We start from the raw sequence: 23,904 nt of genomic DNA, 5'->3' as shown, positions 1-23,904 counted from the left end.
ATATTTATTAATTATTTAAAAAATAAGGGCGTCGATAGTTGAATAACCCCTGTTGCAGAGATTGTTCAATATCATAATTTGACTTTCCGCCAAGGCCTTTTAACACAAAGCTAAAGCCTATGCTTGAGTCAAACTGCGCATCGTTTTGATTAATTGTGCGATTTAAATCTGTTTCAATCTGCCTTTTACCCGTAATTTGAATTGCCCAGCAACAGCTTTCATAGCGTATCCCTGCAAATACCTCTACACTGCGTGAAGTGGTTAAGTCTCGGTGATAGCTTGCAACTAACTGCCAATTATCATTAATGGGTAAACTGGCAAACATACCAGCTTGATCAATTTCATATCCTGAGACATCACTGGCATAACGATGGTTCAATTGAACTAACTTATTGTTGTCACCTTTATAATCCAGTGTTGTATGAGATTCAATGAGCTCTTTTGCGTCGGCATCATACTGAATACCTGCAGAGAAGTACCAACGCCTGTGCCAATGTATCATGGTTTGGGCTGCAAACAAGGCATTATAATTTGTTTGGCCACCAAGACTCTGTGCACTTGGCTTAACAGCATCTTCCAAATATATAATTTGTCCCGCACTGAAGTTGAATCGCTCCAAATTCTTATCATCGAACAAGCGCGTCGTTGCGCCTACTGTGATTTGGTTAGCTTGTGCGATTCTGTCTACGCCAGAAAACCGCTGCTCGCGGAATAGGCCATAAAAATCATCTTGTGTTTTGGTGGTGTCGTACAAGCCGATATTTTGCTGGTCACGCTCAGGCGTATACAGGTATTGCATCTGTGGCTCTAAAGTTTGAGTACCACCTGAAGAAAATAATTGACTCTGACGTTCAAAATTAAGCTGTGTGTGTATTCGAACCTTTGGCAAAGTACGAGTCACATCACTATCAAATTGGGTATTTTGTAAATTCCCCTCTTGTTTATAGCGCGTATGTAACAAGCTCACTTCGCCAAGCAATGACCATGCGTAGTCACTGATGTTATAGCTAGCTTTTGGTTCTATATGAAAGCGAGTCGCTTCTTCAATTAAAAGCTCTTTGTTGCGAAAATGGCTAAGCTCGCCTTGCAGGTCAAAATCTAGACCTAAAGCGCTATAAGTAAACCGGTTTCGCCAGTTGATTTGCGGCAAAGCGGCATATGATTCGGTATGATCACCTAAGACTTCAAATGTTTGTAATTTTATATCAGTAAGCCATTGTTCACCGAGGTAGCTCAATATGCCTGTTCTATCCAATTGGGTACCTGTTTCACTGGCATAATCAGACGTTAAGTCGGTGAGATAGTTATCATCACTGACATTAGTGATATCAAGACTTAAACGCCAATTATTGCTTAAATAACTTTGTTGGTTCCAATGAACTAAATAGCGCTCACCAAGGGCGGGCTCAGAGTCATCTTTTTCTAGGTACTCTATACCTAGTAGTCCTGAGTGTTGCTCAGTTAAATATCTGAACTCACTGATAAGCTGCACACCTTGGTTTGACAGATATCTCGGTGATAAGGTGGCGTCATAATTTGGTGCGATGTTCCAGTAATACGGTAGCACCACCTCCAACCCATAACGGCTTGAGGGAGCAATCTTGGGCATTAGCAGCCCTGATTTACGTCGCTCGTCGATAGGGAAGGTGAAATAGGGTATATATAAAACCGGTGTATCGAGGATCTTAAGTACTGCATTATGTGTCTCACCCCAACCATCTTGCTTTGATAAGGTAATATTGTCAGCTTCAAGCGCCCAAAAAGGTTGCTCTGATGGACAGGTGGTAAAACTTGAGTTGAATAACGAAATTTTTTCCCCTGAAACTGAAAACTTCTCTGCGCCTCCGCGACCAAGCTGCTGTGTCAGTTGGTAGTCAGCACCAAGTAAGCTAATTTCATTATCATTCAAATTTGCATAAAGGGCGTTAGCATTGACATCGGTGAATGGGTCTCGATAACGCAGTGGACCCGTCGCATTCAGTAGGCTTTGTTTTTTGTCAATCAGAGCGCTACTTGCAAAAAGCGACATTTTGTTGGTGTTAATTTCAACGTTGCCCGAGAACTCAGCGCTTTCTTTACCTTGCATTTCGACGTCATTGGCTCGAATATCGATTGCATTGCTGGGTAATGAGCTCAGTGGTTGCCATGGTTGCGTTTGCAAAAATTGGCCACATTGTTGTGATGTAGACTCAGATGCAGCCATCGCATTGGTAGTTACCAATACGGAGACGATTGCAGCCCATGTTTTGCTCATTTATTAACCTTGAACGCCGTTATTTATATTGAGCAAGACATGATAAAGTAAAACTTAGTGAAATACAGTAATTAAGAGTGGAATTTTGTGACAAAAAAGCAAAATAGAAAAAGCCTGTATGAAGGATTTTTAAAGTCGTACTTTGGTAATATTGATTACCAACACAGTGCGATTACCAGCGATGCCAGTTTTCGTTGTTATAGCCGCGTTATATCTGGAAAACACAATTACATTTTAATGGACTCAGACCCTGACAAGTTGGATAACCGACCGTTTGTAGAGTTAAACCGCTGTTTTACGCAAAGCGGTTTGAGGGTGCCAAACATTCTGTACGCCGATCTAGATAATGGTCTAATGTTGTTGGAAGACTTTGGTTCTGAGCATTTAGCAGATAGGCTTAACACAGCAACTCGTTTGCATGATTATCAACAAATTATTGCATTGCTGCCTCGTATAGCCAGTACCCCCGCATCGGATTTTATGAAGCCCTATGACGCTGAGTTTATCAACATGGAGCTAGATATTTTCTGGCATTGGTTGATTTGTGATTGGTTAGCATTAGACGAAAGCAGTTTGCCTGATACGCAGTGGAATATGCTTAAAAAGCAGTTGGTTGATGCCATGCTCGCACAACCTCAGGTAACGATGCACCGTGATTTTCATAGCCGTAATATCATGAACGTAAGCGGTGAGTGGGCACTTATTGACTATCAGGATGCAGTGCGAGGACCTGTCACGTATGACGCAGTATCCTTACTCAGAGATTGTTATTTCAAGTTACCACAAAAAGAGTTTATCGCACTGCAAAGAACCAGCTTTGAGGTGCTACTTGACGCAAACTTACTACCACAGATGACGTTTGCGCAGTACAGCAGGTTTTTTGACTTAACTGGGATGCAACGACATCTCAAAGCTGCGGGAATATTCTGCAGGCTGTTATTGCGTGATGGTAAATCTGGATACCTACAAAATATATTGCCAACCTTGGATTATATTTATGATGTAGCGAAATGTTACGAGTCGTTTCAGTGGCTTGCAACTTGGTTACGGCATGACATAATGCCAAAAGTAGAAGCTAAGTTGAGTTATCAAACAGTATGAAAGCCATGATCCTTGCGGCTGGGCGCGGTAAACGAATGATGCCATTGACCGCTGATTTACCTAAACCTATGTTGACGGTGGCAGGCCATCCGTTGCTTGAATACCACATAGAGCGCTTGAAAAATGCTGGTATTACAGACATTGTGATCAACCTGGCCTGGCAAGGGGATAAAATCGTTCAGTATTTTGGTGATGGCTCAGCATGGGGTGTGCACATTCGTTACAGCTATGAGCCGCAAGAGGGCCTTGAAACCGCTGGCGGTATAATCAACGCACTAGAGTTATTAACTGATAAAGATGGCAAGTTCATTGTTATTAACGGGGATATATTTACAGATTATGATGTCAGCGCGTTGACGCAATTAGTATTAGAACAACAAGAGGCTCATATTGTTTTAGTCGAAAACCCAGTACATAACCCTGATGGTGATTTTCGTTTGGCGCACCAGCCAATGAATGACCAATGCTACACTTTTGCTGGTATAGGTTTGTATCACATATCTTTTTTCTCAGATTTGCACTGCGGCTTTATTCCTTTAGGGCCAATGCTACGAGAAGCTCTTGAGCAAGGACGCGTATCAACCGAGCTGTATTTAGGTCAGTGGCATGATATCGGAACCCCTGAGCGGTTATCAGAAATTAATAGCATGTGGGAGCAAAAATAATGTGGGGTAAGCTGCTTGGTACTTGTTTTGGCTTCATGTTTGGGCGTTGGGTGGGTGCGATTTTAGGTTTTTGGCTCGGCCACATGTTCGACAAAAGTTTAAAGCAAAACTTTGATAAGGTTGGAGGCTTTCAGGGATTCTTTAGTGGTGATGACTTACATCAACGTCAGGCTTTGTTCTTTTCTAGCTGTTTTGCGGTCATGGGCCATATTGCCAAATCAAATGGTCGGGTTAGTGAAATTCATATTCAAGCCGCGTCGGCGTTTATGGATGAGATGGGTCTACATGGCGAAAATAGACAGGAAGCCCAAAACGCTTTTCGTGCGGGCAAAAATGCCGACTTTCAGCTAAAAGAAGCGATAAGTGACTTTAAAGATGTATTTGCTCGCCGCTATGATTTGTTGCAGCTGTTCTTAGAAATCCAAATTCAAATGGCGTTTTCAGACGGGCACTTAGCAGCTCAAGAAAAGCAGTTATTACAAAAAGTCAGTCAATACTTAGGGATCTCTGCCACCCATTTTCAATTTATCCTTAAGCGTTACCAGGCAGAGTTTAGTTTTCGTCAGCAGCGAGCTCAGCATCAAAGCCAGCAAAACGGGCAACAACAAAGCCATTATCAGCGTAAGCAGGCAATCAACAATGGTGGCACTTTTTCTAAACCTCAGGCTCTGGCAGTACTGGGGCTTGGTAATGATGCTAACGAGAAAGAAATTAAACGTGCATATCGCAAGCTGATGGCACAGCATCATCCAGATAAATTAGTATCACAGGGCTTACCTGAACATATGATGGAGGTAGCTAAACGCAAAAGCCAAGATATTCAGTCTGCATACGAGTTTTTGAAAAAAGCCAGTTGATCATAATTGCCTGAGAAAACCGTCAAGTTCCTTTCTTAAACGCTGGTGTTGCAGGGGTTCGTTGCTTGCACCAAACAGCTCACGTTGACGGTAATCATATTTGTTATTTCGTTTAACCCATCTCTTTCTTTGTAGTGCGTTGTTTAACAGGGTTTGATTATCTTGTGAGTAGACAATGTCCAGAAGAGGTGGGCGAACTAAAGATAATACCGCCGGTAAATGCTTATTACGCTTTATGTTAGGAAGCTGCGCACTTAGTGTGATTAAAGCATCGATCTCAATGTTCGGCAGCGCTGCTAAGTGTTCTGAAAACACACCAGCACTGGTTCCGGCTGCGATAACGACAAATTGTTGGTCGGGGTTTAAATCGAGAGTTTGCTGCAATGCTTCAAAGCTTGCCAATAAGTTGTCTTTATACTCATCTAGCATATCCTCCGACCAAGGTCCCTGATACTCAATGGTCTCATTTTCAGCATTGTCGTTCTGTGAAAACATCCCAGCTTGCCAGTTCAATTCTGGACTTTGAATCGCATAGGTATCAAAGCCATCATCAGTCAGAGCCTGAGATAGATAGTTGAGGCCGTGAGGTGATAAAGGCCCTTGGTTGGCTCCTGGAAGCATAACAACAACGCCACGCTTAATTGCGCTCATATAGGGAGAAAATAACGTCAATACTTTGCCATGCTCTGTATCTAATTCAATAAGCTGCTTGGGAAAGTACTTATTTAGGTCGCTTTGTTCTATTGCAGTGCGCGCTGGCGGCATAATAAATGGTGCAGAGGCAGCGCTGCTAAAAGTACTCGTCATTACTAGGATAATGCTTAAAATTAGCGAAATAAGCTTCATAACAATACGTTAAAAAATTGGCTCATGTCAGTGTATCGGCAGTGGCACCATTTTATTTAATATAAATACACGTACCAAATACAAGAACAAGTGGTTTATGGTGCTGTTTGCAAGAGTAATTTTCCGTTAGACTAAGCCCAAATTTAAGAGGGAGTAGATAAGTGACAGAGCATCGTGATTCTAAAAGAGACTATGTTTGGTTATTTTTGAAAGGGGCCGGAATGGGCGCTGCGGATGTAGTACCGGGTGTTTCTGGTGGTACCATTGCGTTTATTACGGGAATATACTCACGTTTTTTACATGCCATAAAAAGTGTCGATTTAGCCGCATTAGGCATACTTAAAAATGATGGAATAAAAGCGTGCTGGCGTCATATTGACGGGTCTTTTCTGTTGGCTGTATTTGCTGGGTTAATAACCAGTGCTGCATCACTGGCAAAGTTAATCACATATTTGTTAGCCAATCATCAAATCTTGGTGTGGTCATTTTTCTTTGGTTTAATCGTTGCATCGTTTATCCATGTGGCTAAGCAGGTCACTCAGTGGAGATGGCAAACGATACTCAGTTGTTTATTGGGCGCCTTGATTGCCTATGTAATTACAACGCTAGCACCAACTGAAGCCCAGCCTCATTGGTGGATGTTTTTTGTTGCCGGTTCGATTGCGGTGTGCGCTATGATTTTACCTGGAATTTCAGGTAGTTTTATCCTCTTATTGATGGGCATGTATGGCCATGTTCTTCAGGCCATCACGCAAAAAGAGGTCATGTTGGTTGGACTCTTTTTAGTGGGCTGTGTGGTTGGACTCATGGCATTTTCTCGCTTTCTATCTTGGCTGTTAGATAGGTACCAACAGGTAACATTTTCACTATTAGCTGGGTTTTTATTGGGGTCGCTCAATTTACTTTGGCCTTGGAAAACCGTGTTATCAACTTATACCAATTCTAGTGGCATAGAAAAGCCTCTATTGCAGCAAAATGTAAGCCCCATGGAGTTTGCAGCAATAACAGGTATGGCGCCGCAAACTGGGTTATGTATTGCTTTGGCTGTAGGTGGCTTGTTATTGATCTTGGCGATTGAAAAGCTCACAAACCAGTAATTTTTGAGCAGCCAGCATACGCTACTGATGTGTTGGCTGTTATTTTCCTCACTCATTTGATTCGCTACTGATTTTTTAGTGAAAACCCGCCTTACCTCTTTTTTTATATCGGCTTAATACCAATGGGTAATATGTATTCCTTATCAAAAAAGCGAACATATAATATGCAAAGGTTGTTGTTTTACGTTGGTTATATGGGAATAATTATCCATTCAACCGATGTGTTATGTTTTTAACACTTTCGCACTACTCTCCGTTCACTAAATTAAAAGGCAAAATAAATCCATGAGCACAGTGAGTTACAAGTTAGGTTTGTTGGTCATTCTGTTAATAGGTATGGTTTCCCCCGCTTGGGCAAGTGCTGAGCGATTAGACCTGACTTCATCGTTTCTAGGTGCGCTTTGTATCATGATCTTTGTTGTTGCATATGCACTGGTCATGGTTGAAGAAAAACTCCATTTAAGAAAGTCTAAGCCGGTACTGGTAGCAGCTGGTGTAATTTGGATAATCATCAGTGCTTATTATGTTACTCATGACATTCCCTATGTTACGGAAGAAGCATTTCGACATAATCTACTAGAGTTTGCCGAACTGATGTTATTTCTGCTCGTAGCGATGACGTACATTAATGCGATGGAAGAGCGAAAAGTATTTGACGCGCTGCGTGCTTGGATGATCCAAAGAGGATTTAGCTACAATAGCTTGTTTTGGATAAGTGGCTTTTTAGCATTCTTTATTTCACCTGTCGCCGATAACTTGACCACGGCACTATTGATGTGTGCTGTGGTTATGAAGGTGGCTGAAGGTGACAAACGATTTATTAATTTAAGCTGCGTTAATATTGTGGTAGCTGCAAACGCAGGTGGCGCATTCAGTCCATTTGGAGATATCACTACTTTGATGGTTTGGCAAGCAGGTATGGTGCAGTTTAATGAGTTCTTGGTTTTATTTGTGCCATCACTTGTCAATTATTTGGTGCCAGCATTTGTAATGAGCTTTTTTGTAGAGAAGAAAATGCCTTCGGCGGTTTACGAACCTACTAAAATGTGCCGCGGTGCCAGACGCATTCTAGTATTATTTTTACTGACCGTTCTGACGGCGGTGCTGTGTCATAGTTTGCTACATATGCCACCAGTGTTAGGTATGATGATGGGCTTAGGATATTTACAGTTGTTTGGTTACTACTTACGCATAACACTAGAGAAAAGGCGTAGTAAAGCGCTGCAAGCTGGCGATCAAAGACGGATTGACCTGCTAGGAAGTGTCATGCCATTTGACGTTTTTAATAAAGTAGCGCGAGCTGAGTGGGATACTTTGTTATTCTTCTATGGCATTGTAATGTGTGTCGGGGGCCTTGGCTTCTTAGGGTATTTAGGCCTACTGTCGCAGATGTTATACGGACAATGGAGTGCAACGGCAGCCAATGTATTCTTGGGTGTCGTATCGTCTGTTATTGATAATATTCCGGTGATGTTTGCAGTGTTGTCCATGCAGCCTGAAATGTCACACGGACAATGGTTATTGATCACCCTCACCGCAGGCGTGGGAGGCAGCTTGCTATCAATTGGTTCTGCAGCTGGCGTTGCTTTAATGGGGCAGGCGCGTGGTTATTACACTTTCCTTGGCCACTTGAAATGGGCGCCTGTCATTGCTTTGGGCTATATAGCCAGCGTATTGATACATCTTTGGCTCAACGCAGAATTATTTTAAGTAGTGGGTTAATTGTCGCTGGTGAGCGCTGACCCAATGAGCGCTTACTGGCTTAGCAGTATTGATAACTTGATCAAGTGGTGTGGCAACGACTTCCCCTGCCGCCCGTCCTATCATTACATTGTCTTTGCCCGCTAAGATTGCATCAATAGATGCAAGCCCCAATTCAGTTCCCAGATTTCTGTCCTCAGGTACAGGGCTGCCACCTCGTTGAATATGACCAAGAATACAGATTGCGCAATCTACTTTACCTTGTTCGCTAAGGCTCTCCTTAAGAGCTTGGGCACCACCCGGCCACAAATTTTCGGCGAGCACAATAAGAAAGCTACCATGAGTATTTTGCTGTTGATCAATTGCTCGCAAGAGCTCCGCTACTTTTTGTTGGGCCTGATCGGCAGAGAAGTTTTCAAATGAAATGATAGCTTCAGCACCTGTAGCAATACCTACATTGAAAGCAATGTGACCACTGTGTCTGCCCATCACTTCGACAATAAAGATTCGCTCAAATGCATTGGCGGTGTCGCGAATTTTATCAATGGCATGAGTTGCAGTGGTGACGGCTGTAGCAAAGCCAATGGTACAGTCAGTTCCGCTGAGATCATTATCAATGGTGCCGGGTAAGCCGATGACTTGTTTTTCCCAGTGTTGCTTGATTGCTTGTAGGCCTTTCAATGAGCCATCACCACCAATCACAATCAATGCGTCAATCTCATGTTTTCTTAAGGTATTACATGCTTGCATGACTCCCTCACTAGTCAGCATGGCTTGGCAGCGAGCGCTTTTTAAAATGGTACCACCTTGTTGCAAGGTTGGGTTAACATCAAAATGTTCTATTTCTGCGCATTGATCATCTATCAAACCATTGTAACCGTGATAGAAGCCGACACACTGCAACTGGTGGTAATTACAGCTTAAAGTAATTGCTCTAATCGCGGCATTCATTGCAGGAGCATCGCCACCACTTGTTAAAACAGCAACCTTCTTCATGATAAATCCTTCTTCGAACCGTAAAATTAATTATAGATAATATTTGAGCAGCACAGCCAGCATACAGGCTTATTTAAAGGTAGAGCAAGGGAAAATAGAGACAACGAAAAGGAAAGCATGATAGGGAAATGGCCCTCGCTGAGTCACGAGGGGAGCCAAATCCAATAGATTTATTTATTTAAAGATGCTGCGATTTTTGCTAGTTCTTCTTTTTGTGCGGTTGGCAAATTATCTACAACGATATTGTAAGAATTATCGATCATCTCTTTAATTTTCTCATCGGGCACTGAGCCGTCAAGAATGATAGTATTCCACAGACGCTTGTTCATGTGGTAGCCGGGAACGATAGCAGGAAACTCATCTCGAAGTAACAAAGCCTCATCGGGATCGCACTTCAAATTAAGCCACCAGACTGGCTCACCGTTGGCATCTACTTGACCTTCTTTACCCTCAGATAAAGTAGCAAACATTTTGTGTTGCACTTTGTAGACATCAACATCTTGAGCAAACGGCTGAGTAATAAACGTCGCAGGTTTACTTTGCAAATAGTCATGTACGCTTTTTTGATCCATATGATCGTGTCCTTGACGTAACTAAATAATTTAAAACAACATGGTCTAATTTTAGCAGCTATTATGAGAATACTGTAATTACCTGTTTATAAAACGGCTTGAAAGCTTCTATTTACATAGGCCAATTTAGTATTACATATAAAAAACAACAGTTTGAACTTAATTAGTTGTTTAAATCGTATAATATTCGGCTTTTCTCATATGCTTCGCTCAATCAAATTATGAACAATGCGAAGCGTGTTCGGCTCATGCAGATACGTTTACAGCGTTCTCTAGCACGTGCTAAATCTGGCTGCTAATGATGAAAACCATACCTCGTAGTTTCAATTTTCAATGCAGTTTAGATGATCAGAAAATAAATTATTTAATAATCAACTAGCTACCATATTAGCATTAAGTTTATTGCCAATATTGCACTGAATTGAGCTGCTATTAAATTAAATAATGCAATATTTTGCAACAATTAATATTTGATTGTACAAATACTGTTCATTTTGGTAATCTGCGCGGCCTTATTAAAAAGTTGTGGGTTAAGCTGATTTATGATGTGGATTGTGTTGTCGTTATTAGGTGCATTATTACTTTATGTTGAAGCTGTGCGTAAGGGGATGCCTATTAAGCGCTGGGTGGCTGCTGGCATAATGTGCGGTCCTTGTGCATGGTGCTTACTGCGAGTGCATCACCGTCGAGCTTGGTTACGCAATCAATTAGATAGCTGCTGTATGTGGCGAGCTTAGTCTACTAATTTACGACCTTGAGTTTGGGTTGTGAGTGAGACTCTCTTTGCTTTTGTGCACGTAAGAAAGATGTAAAATCAGCGGCACAAAGCGGCTTAGAATAAAAATAACCTTGGATAGTCTGACAGTTAAGCTGCTCTAACGCACTCAGTTGCTCGGCTTTTTCTACTCCCTCAGCCACAACATGCAGATCAAGATTGTGGGCGATGGTGACGATAGAGTCCACCATGTTGCGTCCTCTTTCAGAGGACATATCGTCCACAAAAGCTTTATCCACTTTTAATGTATTCAACGGAAACTGCTTCAGATAAGCCAGTGATGAGTAGCCCGTGCCAAAGTCATCAATAGCCAGATGTATACCGCGAGCACTGAGAGAGCGCATTATTGAAATAGCTTCTTGTGGATCGTCCATGATTGTACCCTCGGTAATCTCCAGCTCCAGAAAATACGAAGGAAGTTGATTTTTTTGCAAGATGATATCAATTCTGGTTGTTAGATCGGGCAAACTAAATTGCTTAGCAGATAAATTAACAGCAACACGACCGTCAAACAAACCTTGATCAATCCAGCGTTTTACGTCTTTACATGCCTTATCTAGTACAACTTCACCGATCTCAATGATCTGCCCAGTTTCCTCTGCGATGGGAATAAATATACCAGGGCTGATAATACCTTTTTTCGGAGTAATGAATCGCACCAATGCTTCCATACCGACAAGTCGGCCTGTTTTAATATCCATTTTTGGCTGATAGTAAACGACGAAATGATCTTCTTTGAGGCCAAATCTCATGAGGTTTTCGATCTGTAGTCTTTTCACTGCTTGTTCATTCATAGAGTCGTTGAAGAACAAATAATGGTTACCTCTTTGCTTTGCATGATACATAGCAGTGTCGGCGTTTTTGAGCAAGATCTCAGGAGTCGCCCCATCTTCGGGAAACAGTACGATACCGACAGATGAGGTGATAACTAGCTCGTGGTTTGCCATTTTAAACGGTGTTGCAATAGCAGCGAGAAATAGTTTGGCTGTTCGAGTGATAGTGTGAATGTCGTTGGTACCTGTCATAACCAAAGCAAACTCATCGCCACCAAGTCGATAAAAGGTATCTTTTTGCCTAGCGAGCTTGTTCAGCCGCATTGCCAGCTTGGCAAGCAAGCTATCACCCAATTGATGGCCCAGCGAGTCATTGATTTTTTTAAAGTTATCTAAGTCGAACACAAGTAGGGCATGGTGAGTATCTTGCTGCGCTAACTTCTTAAGATTGGTAAAAAACAGATTACGATTTGGTAATCCAGTTGTACGATCTCGGTTAGATAAATTATGGAGTTGTGACTCCGCTTTTTTGCGCTCGGTTAAATCTGAGTAGACCACAACATAGTTTGTCACCTGACCATGACTGTTCTTGATTTCATCAATCGTGACTTCTATGGGCAATAAAGTATCTTTGTGATTACGAAGTCGTAATTCTTCTTGCCAGTGTTCGGTTTCTTTAAGGCTCGTGATGACTTGATTTATGTAGCGCTCATCGTAGCCTGGCAAGTTAAACGGTTTACCTACATAATTAGCACGATTACCGCCAAACAATACTAAGTAACTGGGGTTTAAATCTACCAATCGAAACTTATCGTCATAAATAGCAATGGCGTCCGTCAGGGACTCTACGCATTTGGCAAATAGATTAAGTCGTTCCTCGGTACTCTTTAGATGGCTAATATCTCGAACGGTGCCAGTCATTCTAACTGGGTTAAGATTATTATCTTTCTCAATAATCTTGCCTCTGTCCAATACCCAGTGGTATTGCTCTAAATTGTCTTTTAGTCGATAGCTTGCTTCGAAAAATGCACTTTTCTCCGAAAAGTGTTGCTTAAGAAGTTTTTCTACAAGCGGAAGGTCCTGCGGGTGAATTCGGTTTGCATTGGGAATAAAATGGCCTGACATACTTTTATGCAACATATATTTATCGTTGATCCGCACGACTTCGCCTGTTGCGATATTCCAATCCCAGAGTGTATCTCCGCTTCCTTCTACAGTACTTTTTAGGCGCTGTTCAGATAGCTGCAATATTGATTGTGCCTTCTTTAACTTTGTATTTATCACTAATAAGTAGCTAGTTATTAGGAAAAAAGTCAAACAGATCCCGGCCCAGACTGGATCTAGGAATGCTAGCTGTTGACCGGAGTTAAGTGCTTGCAAGGGAGCGCTAAGTACGGAGTACAACAGCATCATGATGGATGTTTTTTTTATTGTTTGTCTTATCATAGATGCATAACTCTTTATTGCGAGCTTTAATCTAAATGATGCAAGAGTCGGAGTCAAAGAGAAATGCAGAATTTCGTTTCTTTTTTAGTTACAAAGGAGCGCTACTTTTGGATGGGTTAGTGAAAATATCGTTTCAATGTATGCAATAAGTGATTTTTTATCCAAGGAATCAATTTGTGCCACAAGTCGTCTTTGCATATTAAATTCGTGGTCATCATTGGTGATAGCAATCCAAAAGCGCTGAGCACGAAGCCTTAAGTTTTTATCTTTTTCCGCGACCTGTAAACGTAATGCTCCAATGGCTTCATGCCATGTTGCATCGTCAAGGGTTGCTAATTGTCCAATAAACTCTGCCATAAACTGTTCATGTCTGTTGAGTAATTCTTTAGAGTCATATTGTGGGGATTGGATATAAAACGCAATACCAGCTCTGGTGTTAAATGGTGCATAGCCAGCTCCGACTAGATAGCCAAGTTGCTGTTGTGTTCTTAGGGTTTCAAAATATTGTTGGCTAACTAATTGGTTGAGCATCATCAGCGCTACTTTCTCAAACACGTCTTCACTTTGGGCTTGTATATAAAAGACTAGTGCATGTTCACTGCCGCTTTTTTCTATATGAAGTTGCTGATAACTGTCAAGCACCATCAAAGGTCGTTTTAAATCTTCGAGGATTTCGCTTTTCTCGAATAAGCGTCTAAGCTTTTTTTGCATATCAAGGGCATGTGTTTCTTGCCAGTTGCCATGTAAAAACGCTTTTATATGTACAGAATCAAAAAATTGATTTCTAAACTGACAAAACTCATTAAAGCTAATGGTTTTTAAGGCGCGAGCCAAGGCCATAGGTTCAGGGTTCCATGGCATAAGCTTTGCCCCAAGAATACTGAATAATTCACTAACAGGCTTGTTATGGTTATGGCTTTTCCAATGTCGTATTAACTGCTTTTTATATTCAGCGAAGCGGGTAGCGCTTATCACAGCGTGTAACATATGTTCAAGCAGCTGTAATGCCAGCGTAATTTGATTGCCAGATAGCCCAGCTGTGTGCAAGGTTAGCCCGCCTTGATGGGAATTGATATGGTAATTCAGGCCCGCAAGCTCAGCGGGATAGTACTGCTCAGCCATACTATCCATTAGTAAGTCGGCAAACAATCGCGTAAGTGCCATATGTTTATCGCTTTTAATACCAAGCAGAGAGTCTATTTCAATATAAAAATGACCTTTAGTAACTCGAAAAGTGGTGTCTTGTTTGAACCAAAATGCAAAACCTGGCTTGTCTTTGAGTAATGTTGGGGTGCGGTTTTTATGGGCCACATCGTATAATACATTATCTACCTGTAAGTAAGGGTTTACTTTTGGTAACTGCATCTCAGGTAAAGGCGTATCGATTGCTTCCAGTGCATTTAACCACTCATGATTTAGTTGCTCGACATCGTAAGGGGTGTGGTACCACTTGGCTTTTAAGGCGCCCTCAACACCTGGGTGTATCAAGACAATGCGCATGTTATGCGGCGATAAGTAGTCACATAACTTAGTATGTAATTGTTCATCGAAGCCTTGCATAACGTAATCGCCGTACAAATAGTCTTGTGGCTCATAGTGATGCATATTAACACTTATGCTACTGGCCCACTCGAGTAAGCGGCTGGGCTCTTGGTTGTTGAAGGCTATGTCGAGCAGTGTCTTCTTATCTTGATAAAGCTTAGGCAACACCGCAAGTTGAGACCTGATAAGTGCGATGTATTCGAACAGCATTTCTACGATGTCTTCGTAGTAATCGATGCCTTCATCAGTGAGAGCAAAGCTAACATTGAAATCTTTAAAGTTGCTGCCACTGATCCCACCTCCGGCAGATAGAGCATTGATCCAGCCTTGCTCTTTGAGAATAGAATACAGCGAACCTTCGCCTTCATAGCCTAACAAATGGGCTAAGAAACTAACGCTTTTATGCTTGTATAAATCATCGATGCCATTCATCGCAAAGCTGACAATTAACTTTTGCATATGCTTCCGAGGAGCAATATGTAGCAATAACCCTAAATCTTGTGGACGATATAAGGGGTCACATATCTTAGCCTTGCTTTGGCGTGTGCCGCGAATATGACTAAAATATTGCTCGACCTGATGTGATAACTCCTCGATCGAGTGGGGGCCCGCAACAACGAGCGTCATCCATTGCGCTTGATAATGTGTTGCAAAAAAATCACGAACTTCTTGGGCAATGCACGCGTCCCGATTTGCCAGCGTGGTCTTATTGCCCACTGAAAACTTGGCAAAAGGGTGCTGTGGATTAACAGTCTCTTTGTGTACTTGGTAAATACGACGTCCATCGTCTTTTATTTTCATTTTAAATTCAGCGTCTATCGCATTACGCTCGTTTTCAGTTTGAGAAGCATCAAGCAGCGGGTCAATAAAAAACTCAGAAAACAATGATAAAGCACTGAAAAATTGCTGTGGTGCGCAATCGAAAAAGTAGCAGCTGTGCTCTGTGCCAGTCCAAGCATTGCTTTGCCCTCCAGCCTGACTGACAAACTGAGAAAAATGGCCTGGCTGAGGATGTTGCTTTGTACCCAAAAATAACATATGTTCAAGGAAATGCGCCATGCCTTGACGATCTGCTGGATCATCAAAGTGACCCGCATTGACCGTAAGCGATGCGGCAGACTTATCGCTGGACAAGTCACTGACTACTAAAACTTGTAGACCATTGTCGAGTGTAAGCTGGTGGTAGTTGCGATTATCATTATTACTAACTTTCAAATTTTTGCCGCCGATACATAGAATGTAAATAAAGAAAGCTTACAATGCGAAATGAAGAACTTTGCTTTATGTTTATAGGGTCGTTTGTTTTAATATAGCGAACAAACGAGGTAATTAGCTACAGGTTAGCAGGCAAATTTACAAAGAACATTAGAGAGTGCAATGAAAACTATTTTAATTATGCGCCATGGTGAAGCTGTCCCTATGCAAGTTAATGATGAAGCTAGACCTCTTACTGAACGAGGAATTAAGCAAGCTAAGGAAATGGCGTGGTGGTTAAAAGGGCACTTCAAACCACAAGCTGCACTTGTTAGCCCTTACACTAGGGCACAGCAAACAGCGCAACAAGTACTGGCTATCAATGACTTCAGTTATGTAGAAATTTGCAAAGATGTTACCCCCGCAGGTAATGCAGCATTTGCAATAGATTATCTCGAAACGCTGATTAGTTTGAATGAGCACCTTGATGTTTGGCTGATTGTCGCTCACATGCCCATTGTTAGTTATTTGGTGGAGCAGCTATGTCCCGGTCATTTACCTATCTTTAATACCGCAGCAATTGCTGTCATAGAATATGATGAAGTGACACAGCAAGGGGTTTTCAAGAGTATGAACTCTCCCTCTTTATGATCCGTTTATGTACTTTTCTAAATATGACTGGCAGCATGATGAGTGCTTTTTTTACTTGCTTGTTAAGTATACGTTTCTACTCGGGGTAAAATTAGAAGGTCTCTACATTTCAAGTGAGTACCAAGGAAGGACAAATGTCCGCTTTGTTGCGCTTTTTTGTAGCTAAAAGCTGTAAACGTCGGGCTTCTTGTTGCGAAAAAATCAAAAAAAACGATTTTTTGTTGTTGGCATGTCGGTAATATTTTATTTAGCTGCTATAATGTGGGCGTCGCGTTCAGCCTCGCAGGTTCGCTTTGCACTCTCGGTTGTGAGGTCCGCGCAAAATATAAAAACGCGCGAAAAATTGAACGTACCACGCCAACGTGATACGGCGACCATACTACCGTTGAACAAAAAGAGTGCACATAAAAGGTTAAGCCCAAACATGAAAGCAATGAAAAGATCTACGTTAGCAACTTTAATCAATGCAACGTTGTTCTCTGCTGTAGCAGGTACTTCATTTTCTACTCTCGCTGCTGAACAAACCCCTGAAGCAAAAAGTAATCAACTGGAAGTGATCCAGATCACGGCGCGTAAGCGTGTTGAAAATGCTCAGGAAGTACCAGTGAGTGTATCTGCACTACAAGGGGACAGCTTGGATGCATACAGCTCTGCGGGTATGGATATTCGTTTTATGAATGCGAAGATTCCAAGCTTGTCTGTAGAGTCGTCTTTTGGTCGTACATTTCCGCGCTTTTATGTTCGTGGTCTTGGCAATACCGATTTTGATCTAAACGCGTCACAACCTGTATCTTTAGTGGTTGATGAAGTCGTACAGGAAAACCCGATCCTTAAAGGTTTCCCAGTATTTGACATCGCGCGTATTGAAGTACTTCGTGGTCCACAAGGAACACTATTTGGTCGTAACACTCCAGCAGGTCTAGTGAAGTTTGACTCTGTTAAGCCAAGTCAGTCTTTTGATGCTTACAGTGCGCTTTCTTACGGTAGTAAAGGTGCCGTCGATTTTGAAGGTGCAGTAGGTACGGGCCTGACGGATCGTATTTCGACACGTGTGTCAGTACTTTGGCAAGATAAAGAAGACTATATTGACGTTAAAGCGCCAGGTTTTGAGAAAGAAAACTCTTTGGGCGGTTATAACGAAAAAGCAGCACGTGTTCAGTTCTTATATGAAGGTGATGGTTTTACCGGGTTGCTAAATTATCACGTGCGTGATTTAGATGGTCGTCCAATCGCGTTTCGTGCGAACCTAATTGAAAAAGGTTCAAATAACATTAACTCTTTGTATGATAATGACATTGTTTATCATGATGCGGCTTCTCGTTCGACACAGCAAGTTGACTCTCAAGGTCTGAATCTTAAGTTAGAGTGGGATTTAGCTGAGCATACGGTAACCTCGATTTCTGCTTGGGAAAGCGCTGAAATATACTCTCGTGCTGACGTAGATGGTGGTTACGGTGCTGTATTTATTGGTTTCCAAGGTCCAGGGTTAATTCCTTTCCCATCAGAAACCGCAGATGCAATTCCTGATCACGACCAATATACGCAAGAGCTTCGCCTATCAAGTAACTTCTCTGGTGACATTAATTATCAAGTAGGTATTTTTCTATTCGAAGAAGACCTGACAATAGAAAGTTTTTCATATGATACGTTGACGTTTGACCCAGCAGCGAGCAACTATGGCTTGCAAAATGGTTATGCAATTCAAAACCAAGATACGTCTGCATGGGCGGTATTTGGTTCAGTTGACTTTACTGTGACGGATGATTTGAAGATCACTGCAGGCCTTCGTTATTCTGACGACGAAAAAGACTTTTATGCAAAACGTACTATGAGTCCTTTAGGTGCTGCAGATTCACTTGTTAAAACGGCAAATCCAAGTGATAGCCATGTCAGCTGGGATTTAAGTGCCGCGTATAAATATAGCGACGATATAAACCTATTTGCTCGTATTGCAAATGGCTTCAGAGCGCCAAGCATTCAAGGTCGTATTTTGTTTGGTGATGATGTGACTGTTGCAGAGTCGGAAACTACAAATTCAATTGAAGCTGGAATTAAGTCGGATGTATTAGATGGTCAGGGTCGCGTTAACGCAACCGTGTTCTATTATCAAATGAATGATCAGCAGCTGACAGCGGTCGGTGGCGGTTCAAACTTCAACCGTTTAATTAATGCAGACAAAACCACAGGCTATGGTTTTGAACTCGATACTGAGTGGGTGCTAACGGATGAGCTCAACGCAACATTCAATCTAAGTTATAATAAAACTGAGCTTAAAGACAATGGCTTAGCTGTTGCTGTTTGTGCACAGTGTACTGTAACGGATCCAACTTATCAGATTGAGGGCCCATTTGGACCTGAAACAAGAGCTATTTTAGACGGTAATAGCTTACCACATGCGCCAGAGTGGATTGCTAACGCGACACTTCGATACACTAAAGAACTAGCTGGTGGCGATTTCTTTGTATACGGTGATATGTCATATCGTAGCGAAATTGACTTCTTCTTATATAAGTCAGTTGAGTTTGAAGGCGAAGCATTATTCGAAACAGGTATCCGTACTGGTTACATGTGGGCTTCGGGTGATAATGAATATGAAGTATCAGCGTTTGTTCGCAACCTTTTTGATGAGCAAGTCGTTATCGGTGGTGTAGACTTCAACAACAACACCGGTATGTTGAACGAAGAACGTTATGTAGGTGCTGAATTTAAAGTACGTTTCTTCTAAACGTCACGGTACCTTATAATTACGGAAAACCCGCTTTAAAGCGGGTTTTTTATTGTCTGTAATGAAAACCTTGGCAAGAGCTGATAAAGTCATAGCCAAGTATGAAATAAAGAGAATTATAATGTCTGGATTTTGGAATTATCGAGTGATTTTTTGTGAAGCGACAAAAGATGAAGCTGCACTGTATCAAATTCATGAGGTTGAATATAACTTAAATGGCAAAGTTACAAACTGGTCAGAAACAGGTGCTGCACCGTTTGGCCGCAGCATTGAAGAGTTACAAGCTGATGCAGAGCGTTTAAAGTCGGCTTTTGATAAGCCGGTCTTAAAAGTTGAAAGAAAGCCTAGAGGTTATGAGTTAGTTGAAGTGGAAAGTGGTTTAGAAGCGAGTGCTGAGCCGCCTGCTGGTTTAAGCGAATAGCACCCTAAGGTAGCCATATAGAAGGAGCGAATGATGAGTTTACAGGCCATTTTATTTGATTTTGATGGAACCTTAGTGGATTCTGAAGCGCTCCACTACCAAAGCTGGATGCGGGTGCTTGAGCCTTGGCGAGTAAGCTATGATGAACTCACTTTTTGTGGTGAGTTCTCAGGTGTACCTACATTACAGGCTGCGGCTACGCTTAATCAACGCCATGGGCTGAATGTGCACGCTGAGGCTTTAACATACCAGAAAAACCAATTTTTCGTTGAAGTTGCGCGAACTTTACAGCCTAAATTGATGCCTTATGCACAAGAGGTTTTGCATCAAGCAAGAGAGCATTTTACCTTAGCACTTGTAACGGGTAGTACTCGAGCCGAAGCACTACCGGTATTAGAGTTTTATAAGCTTGATAAGCTGTTCAAGTATTTTATCTATAAAGATGATGTAGTACACGCTAAACCGCACCCCGAACCCTATTGTAAGGCACTCATAAAGCTTTCTCTAAAAGCTAATCAAGCAATAGCGATTGAGGACACCTATACAGGCTTGAGTTCAGCACGTGCGGCGGGTTTGAGAACTATCGTTGTGCCAAATCATCACTCTGAACAACAAGACTTCTCTCGAGCAAGCTTTCAAGTTGATGATTTACTTGCAGCTTGGGAGCAAGTAAAGAAGCTCGCATAACGGCGTATCTGTACTAAAGTTAAAGGCTCATTACACAGTGCAAGGAGCCTTTTAATGAAAGTATGGATACTACTACTAATAAGTCATTTCTGTTTGTTATCTGCAAGTAACGCCCAAAACCCACCGAACATTGAGTTAGCAAACACATATCATGAAAATATACCTGTAGCTGACTATTTAGTGAGCGAAAAATTTGATGGCGTACGAGCTATTTGGAATGGTTCTGAGCTATTAACTCGTGGCGGGTTTCGTATTAACGCACCTAAATGGTTTACTCAACCGTTTGGTAGTATGTCACTTGATGGAGAGCTTTGGTCTGGATATCAAGAGTTTGCGTTTGTAAGCGGATTGGTCCGCAGCAAACAAGGTCAGGATAAGGATTGGCGAAAAGTACGTTATTTAGTGTTTGATGCTCCGCATCCTAGCATGCCATTTATTAATCGTTATCAACGTTACAAAAATGAATTGAACCGTATTTCGTCAGTTCACTTACAAGCTATAAAACAACATAATTTCATAAATAACAAAGCGTTGGAGGATTATTACCACAAGGTGTTGGCTCGTGGTGGAGAAGGGGTCATGTTACATCGAAAAGATGCCGTACATCGTGCAGGTAGATCGGATAACGTGCTCAAATACAAACCCTATAGTGATGCCGAGGCTATTGTCATTGGTTACACACTGGGCAAGGGTAAGTATCAGGGGATGACAGGTGCACTCAAAGTCAGAAACAAGCATGGCATTGAGTTTAAAGTCGGGTCGGGACTTAGTGACAAATTACGTCAGCAACCACCTGCTATTGGCACACAGATAACCTATCGCTATCAAGGTTTTACAAAACACGGTAAACCTCGTTTTGCGCGCTTTCTAAGAGTGCGTGAGCGATTATAAAAGAGAAAACTTGTAAACTTTTTTATGGGGTGGAGCCATTGAGTTGAGCTTTGTTCTGCAAGTGTGCTAATCTGCGCGACCTTTTTCTGTCGTGAGGTGAGTATGATTGTTGGATTTGACTACGGAAGCTCTAATTGTGCTGTAGGTACAATGGTTGAAGGACAAAACGTAAGAATGTTGGAGCTAGAAGCGGGGCGTCATTACTTGCCTTCAACTCTCTATGCGCAGCACAATTCTTTGGTTGTTGATTTTGTTGCTAATCAACTTGCCAACACACCCCATGCTGAGCATTATCGTCATTCTAGGGCTGGATTACTTAACGGAATAAGTGCTATTCGTAGAGATTTGGACCTGACAAGTAATGAAACGGGGTTGCAAATCGGTAGTGCTGCAATTGAGGAGTATATTGATTTTCCAGAGGAAGGGTATTTTGTTAAATCTCCAAAATCATTCTTTGGTGCCATTGGGCTAAAGCCACAACAAATTGCCTTTTTTGAAGATATTGCGAGCGCAATGATCATACAAATCAAGCAACGTGCAGAGCGTCAGCTTGGTCAAAACATAACGCACACCGTGATAGGGCGTCCCGTGAACTTTCAGGCGATAGGAGGTGAGCAAAGTAACCAGCAAGCTATCGATATTCTTACCTGTGCTGCAAAGCGAGCGGGGTTTAAAGAAGTTGAGTTTCTATTCGAGCCTTTAGCTGCTGGGATCGATTATGAGTCGAGGCTCACACAAGACCAAAAGGTACTGGTTGTGGACATTGGTGGTGGTACAAGCGATTGCTCTTTTGTACAAATGGGGCCAAATTATCGTGCTCGTAGTAATCGAGAACAAGATTTTCTCTCACATACAGGTAAAAGGTTAGGCGGAAATGACCTTGATATAGCGATGGCTTATCATAATTTTATGCCGTTATGTGGGCTTGGCTCTACATTGAAGTCTGGTTTACCTATGCCAAACCAATTGTATTGGCAAGCCTGTAAGATCAATGATCTACATCTACAAACTGAGTTCTATGGCCAATCGAATCGCCGTGAGCTTCAAGCCATGCAGCGAGATGTAAATGAACCTGACAAGTTAGCCCGCTTACTTAAAATCCAGCAAAATAAGCTGGGTCATCAAGTTGTGCGCCAAGGAGAGTTATGCAAAATAGCACTGTCCAGTGATGATGAGTATTTAGCACAACTGAGCTTTGTTGAATCAGGTTTGACGACGATGATTACGCAGGCGCAGTTGCAAGATGCAGTATCGGATAGTTTAAAACAGATATGCTCTTTAGCTCAGGATGCTATCAGCAGTGCGCAAACCCAACCAGATGTGATCTATCTGACGGGAGGAAGTGCGCAATCACCGCTACTCAAAGCTGCCTTACAGCAATCACTAGGTAATATTCCGATGCTTAATGGCGATAACTTTGGCAGTGTAACAGCCGGATTAACAAAATGGGCTAGCAAAATTTTCAGTTAAGGCCATTATTATTTGTATCGTGTGTGTTCACACGATACAAATTACTCAGTCGAGTCGAGTTGCTAGGTACCCATGGTAATCGGGTAGGTTGCGAGTGATTTCTTCGCTGATGCTCGGTGAGCTGATAAGTAAATCCGCTGTAACTTCGTTACAGGCCACAGGAATGTTCCATACCGCAGCCAGTCGTAAGAGTGCTTTAACATCCGGGTCATGAGGTTGGGAAGCTAATGGATCCCAAAAAAATACCAACATATGAATTTGATGCTCGGCAATTTTTGCCCCTATCTGCTGATCACCACCCATAGGACCACTGAGCAGTTTCTCAACGTTCAGCCCTGTTGCTTTTTCAATCACATGTCCCGTGGTTCCTGTAGCGAATAGTTGATGGGTTTGTAGCACGGCTTGGTGGGCAAGACACCATGCTTTAAGTGCTGTTTTTTTCCCATCATGGGCGACCAATGCGATGTTTTTCTTACTTGGTAAAGTTTGTATCTTAGTTTGCATGTTCGTTCTCATATTATCAGGTTGACGGCCAGAGCGATGAAAATTACTCCCGATGTTCTGTCTATCCAAATTGGTGCACTAGGGTGGCGCCGGAAATATTTGGCTATTTTGTCACCGCCGTAAATATACGCGCAGTCAATTGGAAATGCCAAGATAGGGTAAAGAAGTCCAAAGATAGCCAGTTGTAATGTAGGTGAACTGAGGCTAGGGTCAACAAATTGGGGAATGAAAGCGATAAAGAACAAAGCAACCTTGGGGTTGAGCACTTCCGTCATCATAGCTTGTACAAACACATTGCCTGGCTTTTTGGTGCTGACATGAGGTTTATCTTCACTGTCTATTTTTGCTTTAAATGTAGCCTTAATTGCAGTAAAACCAAGAAAGGCTAGATAGGCCGCACCAATATACAAAACAGCGAAATAGGCGCTTTCAGAGGCTTTTAAAATTGCGGACAAACCAATTACAGCAAAAATGGTGTGAATAACGCCACCCACAGCAAAACCTAGCGCACTTTTCATACCCGCCACACGACCATGAGTGAAGGTCTGTGCCATTAAGAACGCATTGGAAGGACCAGGTGCAACTGCAATGATGGTACTGGCGATTAAGAATGAAACGAGGGATTCAGGATTGATCATTGTAAATTATGCAAAGTTCAACAATGTCAATTAGTCTAAGTGGTTTTAAATAGAAAAGATATGGTTGACCAAGTAGGCATTAAAAAGCGGGCTCTAGA

The 23,904-nt window shown here is 42.1% G+C and carries 20 protein-coding genes; 12 read left to right on the top strand and 8 right to left on the bottom strand.

All coding sequences use genetic code 11. The features are described from left to right. Positions 1 to 7: 7 nt before the first annotated feature. Complete coding sequence (gene lptD / locus BIW53_RS09940; protein WP_070991726.1) at positions 8 to 2,254, bottom strand: LPS assembly protein LptD; 2,247 nt, start codon at positions 2,252 to 2,254, stop codon at positions 8 to 10. A gap of 87 nt (positions 2,255 to 2,341) precedes the next feature. Between lptD and BIW53_RS09935 the strand changes: the two genes are divergently transcribed. The 3 genes from BIW53_RS09935 to djlA are packed head-to-tail and all read left to right on the top strand — an operon-like array spanning position 2,342 to position 4,877. Beyond that, entirely contained in the window at positions 2,342 to 3,355 is a 1,014-nt protein-coding gene (locus BIW53_RS09935; protein ID WP_245699391.1) for an aminoglycoside phosphotransferase family protein, read from the top strand. After that, positions 3,352 to 4,020 carry an N-acetylmuramate alpha-1-phosphate uridylyltransferase MurU gene (gene murU / locus BIW53_RS09930; RefSeq protein ID WP_070991725.1) on the top strand — a complete coding sequence of 223 codons (669 nt, stop codon included), beginning with the start codon at positions 3,352 to 3,354 and terminating at the stop codon, positions 4,018 to 4,020. The genes BIW53_RS09935 and murU overlap by 4 nt, the downstream gene beginning before the upstream one ends. Continuing rightward, complete coding sequence (gene djlA, locus BIW53_RS09925) at positions 4,020 to 4,877, top strand: co-chaperone DjlA (RefSeq protein ID WP_070991724.1); 858 nt, start codon at positions 4,020 to 4,022, stop codon at positions 4,875 to 4,877. The genes murU and djlA overlap by 1 nt, the downstream gene beginning before the upstream one ends. On the opposite strand, the gene BIW53_RS09920 is transcribed toward djlA, so the two are convergent. Next, positions 4,878 to 5,723: a DUF3530 family protein gene (locus tag BIW53_RS09920; RefSeq protein WP_070991723.1), complete on the bottom strand. Its 846-nt coding sequence runs from the start codon at positions 5,721 to 5,723 to the stop codon at positions 4,878 to 4,880. It lies immediately after the preceding gene. Positions 5,724 to 5,884: 161 nt separating this feature from the next. Here BIW53_RS09920 and BIW53_RS09915 point away from each other — a divergent pair, with 161 nt between their 5' ends. Together BIW53_RS09915 and nhaD are read left to right on the top strand one after the other, a co-directional pair. Beyond that, complete coding sequence (locus BIW53_RS09915; protein ID WP_462938471.1) at positions 5,885 to 6,820, top strand: polyprenyl-phosphate transporter; 936 nt, start codon at positions 5,885 to 5,887, stop codon at positions 6,818 to 6,820. Between the two features lie 336 nt (positions 6,821 to 7,156). Continuing rightward, positions 7,157 to 8,530: a sodium:proton antiporter NhaD gene (gene nhaD, locus BIW53_RS09910; RefSeq protein WP_070991819.1), complete on the top strand. Its 1,374-nt coding sequence runs from the start codon at positions 7,157 to 7,159 to the stop codon at positions 8,528 to 8,530. Here the strand turns inward: nhaD and BIW53_RS09905 are convergent. Further along, positions 8,522 to 9,517: an ATP-dependent 6-phosphofructokinase gene (locus tag BIW53_RS09905; RefSeq protein ID WP_245699389.1), complete on the bottom strand. Its 996-nt coding sequence runs from the start codon at positions 9,515 to 9,517 to the stop codon at positions 8,522 to 8,524. The genes nhaD and BIW53_RS09905 overlap by 9 nt on opposite strands. A 170-nt stretch (positions 9,518 to 9,687) precedes the next feature. After that, positions 9,688 to 10,089, bottom strand: coding sequence for an MmcQ/YjbR family DNA-binding protein (locus BIW53_RS09900; RefSeq protein WP_070991720.1), 402 nt, complete (start codon positions 10,087 to 10,089; stop codon positions 9,688 to 9,690). 542 nt (positions 10,090 to 10,631) lie between these two features. Between BIW53_RS09900 and BIW53_RS09895 the strand changes: the two genes are divergently transcribed. Then, positions 10,632 to 10,826, top strand: coding sequence for a hypothetical protein (locus BIW53_RS09895; RefSeq protein ID WP_070991719.1), 195 nt, complete (start codon positions 10,632 to 10,634; stop codon positions 10,824 to 10,826). 4 nt (positions 10,827 to 10,830) lie between these two features. Here BIW53_RS09895 and BIW53_RS09890 read toward each other — a convergent pair whose 3' ends face one another. Together BIW53_RS09890 and BIW53_RS09885 are read right to left on the bottom strand one after the other, a co-directional pair. After that, positions 10,831 to 13,083 carry a putative bifunctional diguanylate cyclase/phosphodiesterase gene (locus tag BIW53_RS09890; RefSeq protein ID WP_070991718.1) on the bottom strand — a complete coding sequence of 751 codons (2,253 nt, stop codon included), beginning with the start codon at positions 13,081 to 13,083 and terminating at the stop codon, positions 10,831 to 10,833. An 84-nt stretch (positions 13,084 to 13,167) separates the two neighbouring features. Beyond that, positions 13,168 to 15,840: an insulinase family protein gene (locus BIW53_RS09885; protein ID WP_070991717.1), complete on the bottom strand. Its 2,673-nt coding sequence runs from the start codon at positions 15,838 to 15,840 to the stop codon at positions 13,168 to 13,170. A gap of 162 nt (positions 15,841 to 16,002) precedes the next feature. Between BIW53_RS09885 and sixA the strand changes: the two genes are divergently transcribed. The 6 genes from sixA (at position 16,003) to yegD (ending at position 22,664) form a co-directional block, all read left to right on the top strand. Beyond that, entirely contained in the window at positions 16,003 to 16,470 is a 468-nt protein-coding gene (gene sixA, locus BIW53_RS09880; RefSeq protein ID WP_070991716.1) for a phosphohistidine phosphatase SixA, read from the top strand. A gap of 424 nt (positions 16,471 to 16,894) precedes the next feature. Beyond that, positions 16,895 to 19,195: a TonB-dependent receptor gene (locus BIW53_RS09875; RefSeq protein WP_070991818.1), complete on the top strand. Its 2,301-nt coding sequence runs from the start codon at positions 16,895 to 16,897 to the stop codon at positions 19,193 to 19,195. Between the two features lie 121 nt (positions 19,196 to 19,316). Then, positions 19,317 to 19,616 carry a PepSY-like domain-containing protein gene (locus BIW53_RS09870; protein ID WP_070991715.1) on the top strand — a complete coding sequence of 100 codons (300 nt, stop codon included), beginning with the start codon at positions 19,317 to 19,319 and terminating at the stop codon, positions 19,614 to 19,616. 30 nt (positions 19,617 to 19,646) lie between these two features. Continuing rightward, entirely contained in the window at positions 19,647 to 20,303 is a 657-nt protein-coding gene (locus tag BIW53_RS09865; protein ID WP_342671977.1) for an HAD family hydrolase, read from the top strand. A gap of 54 nt (positions 20,304 to 20,357) precedes the next feature. Further along, on the top strand, positions 20,358 to 21,194 hold the full coding sequence (locus BIW53_RS09860; RefSeq protein WP_070991713.1) for a DNA ligase: 837 nt from the start codon (positions 20,358 to 20,360) through the stop codon (positions 21,192 to 21,194). 102 nt (positions 21,195 to 21,296) lie between these two features. Then, on the top strand, positions 21,297 to 22,664 hold the full coding sequence (yegD, locus tag BIW53_RS09855; RefSeq protein ID WP_070991712.1) for a molecular chaperone: 1,368 nt from the start codon (positions 21,297 to 21,299) through the stop codon (positions 22,662 to 22,664). Positions 22,665 to 22,709: 45 nt separating this feature from the next. On the opposite strand, the gene BIW53_RS09850 is transcribed toward yegD, so the two are convergent. Both BIW53_RS09850 and BIW53_RS09845 read right to left on the bottom strand, forming a co-directional pair. Further along, complete coding sequence (locus BIW53_RS09850) at positions 22,710 to 23,168, bottom strand: methylglyoxal synthase (RefSeq protein WP_070991711.1); 459 nt, start codon at positions 23,166 to 23,168, stop codon at positions 22,710 to 22,712. Between the two features lie 8 nt (positions 23,169 to 23,176). After that, complete coding sequence (locus BIW53_RS09845) at positions 23,177 to 23,806, bottom strand: LysE family translocator (protein WP_070991710.1); 630 nt, start codon at positions 23,804 to 23,806, stop codon at positions 23,177 to 23,179. Positions 23,807 to 23,904: the final 98 nt, after the last annotated feature.

This window comes from Pseudoalteromonas byunsanensis (assembly GCF_001854475.1).
Taxonomy (GTDB): Bacteria; Pseudomonadota; Gammaproteobacteria; order Enterobacterales; family Alteromonadaceae; genus Pseudoalteromonas; species Pseudoalteromonas byunsanensis.
Note: the sequence above shows the minus strand (reverse complement) of the source record. Positions and strands in the feature narration are given on the sequence as shown.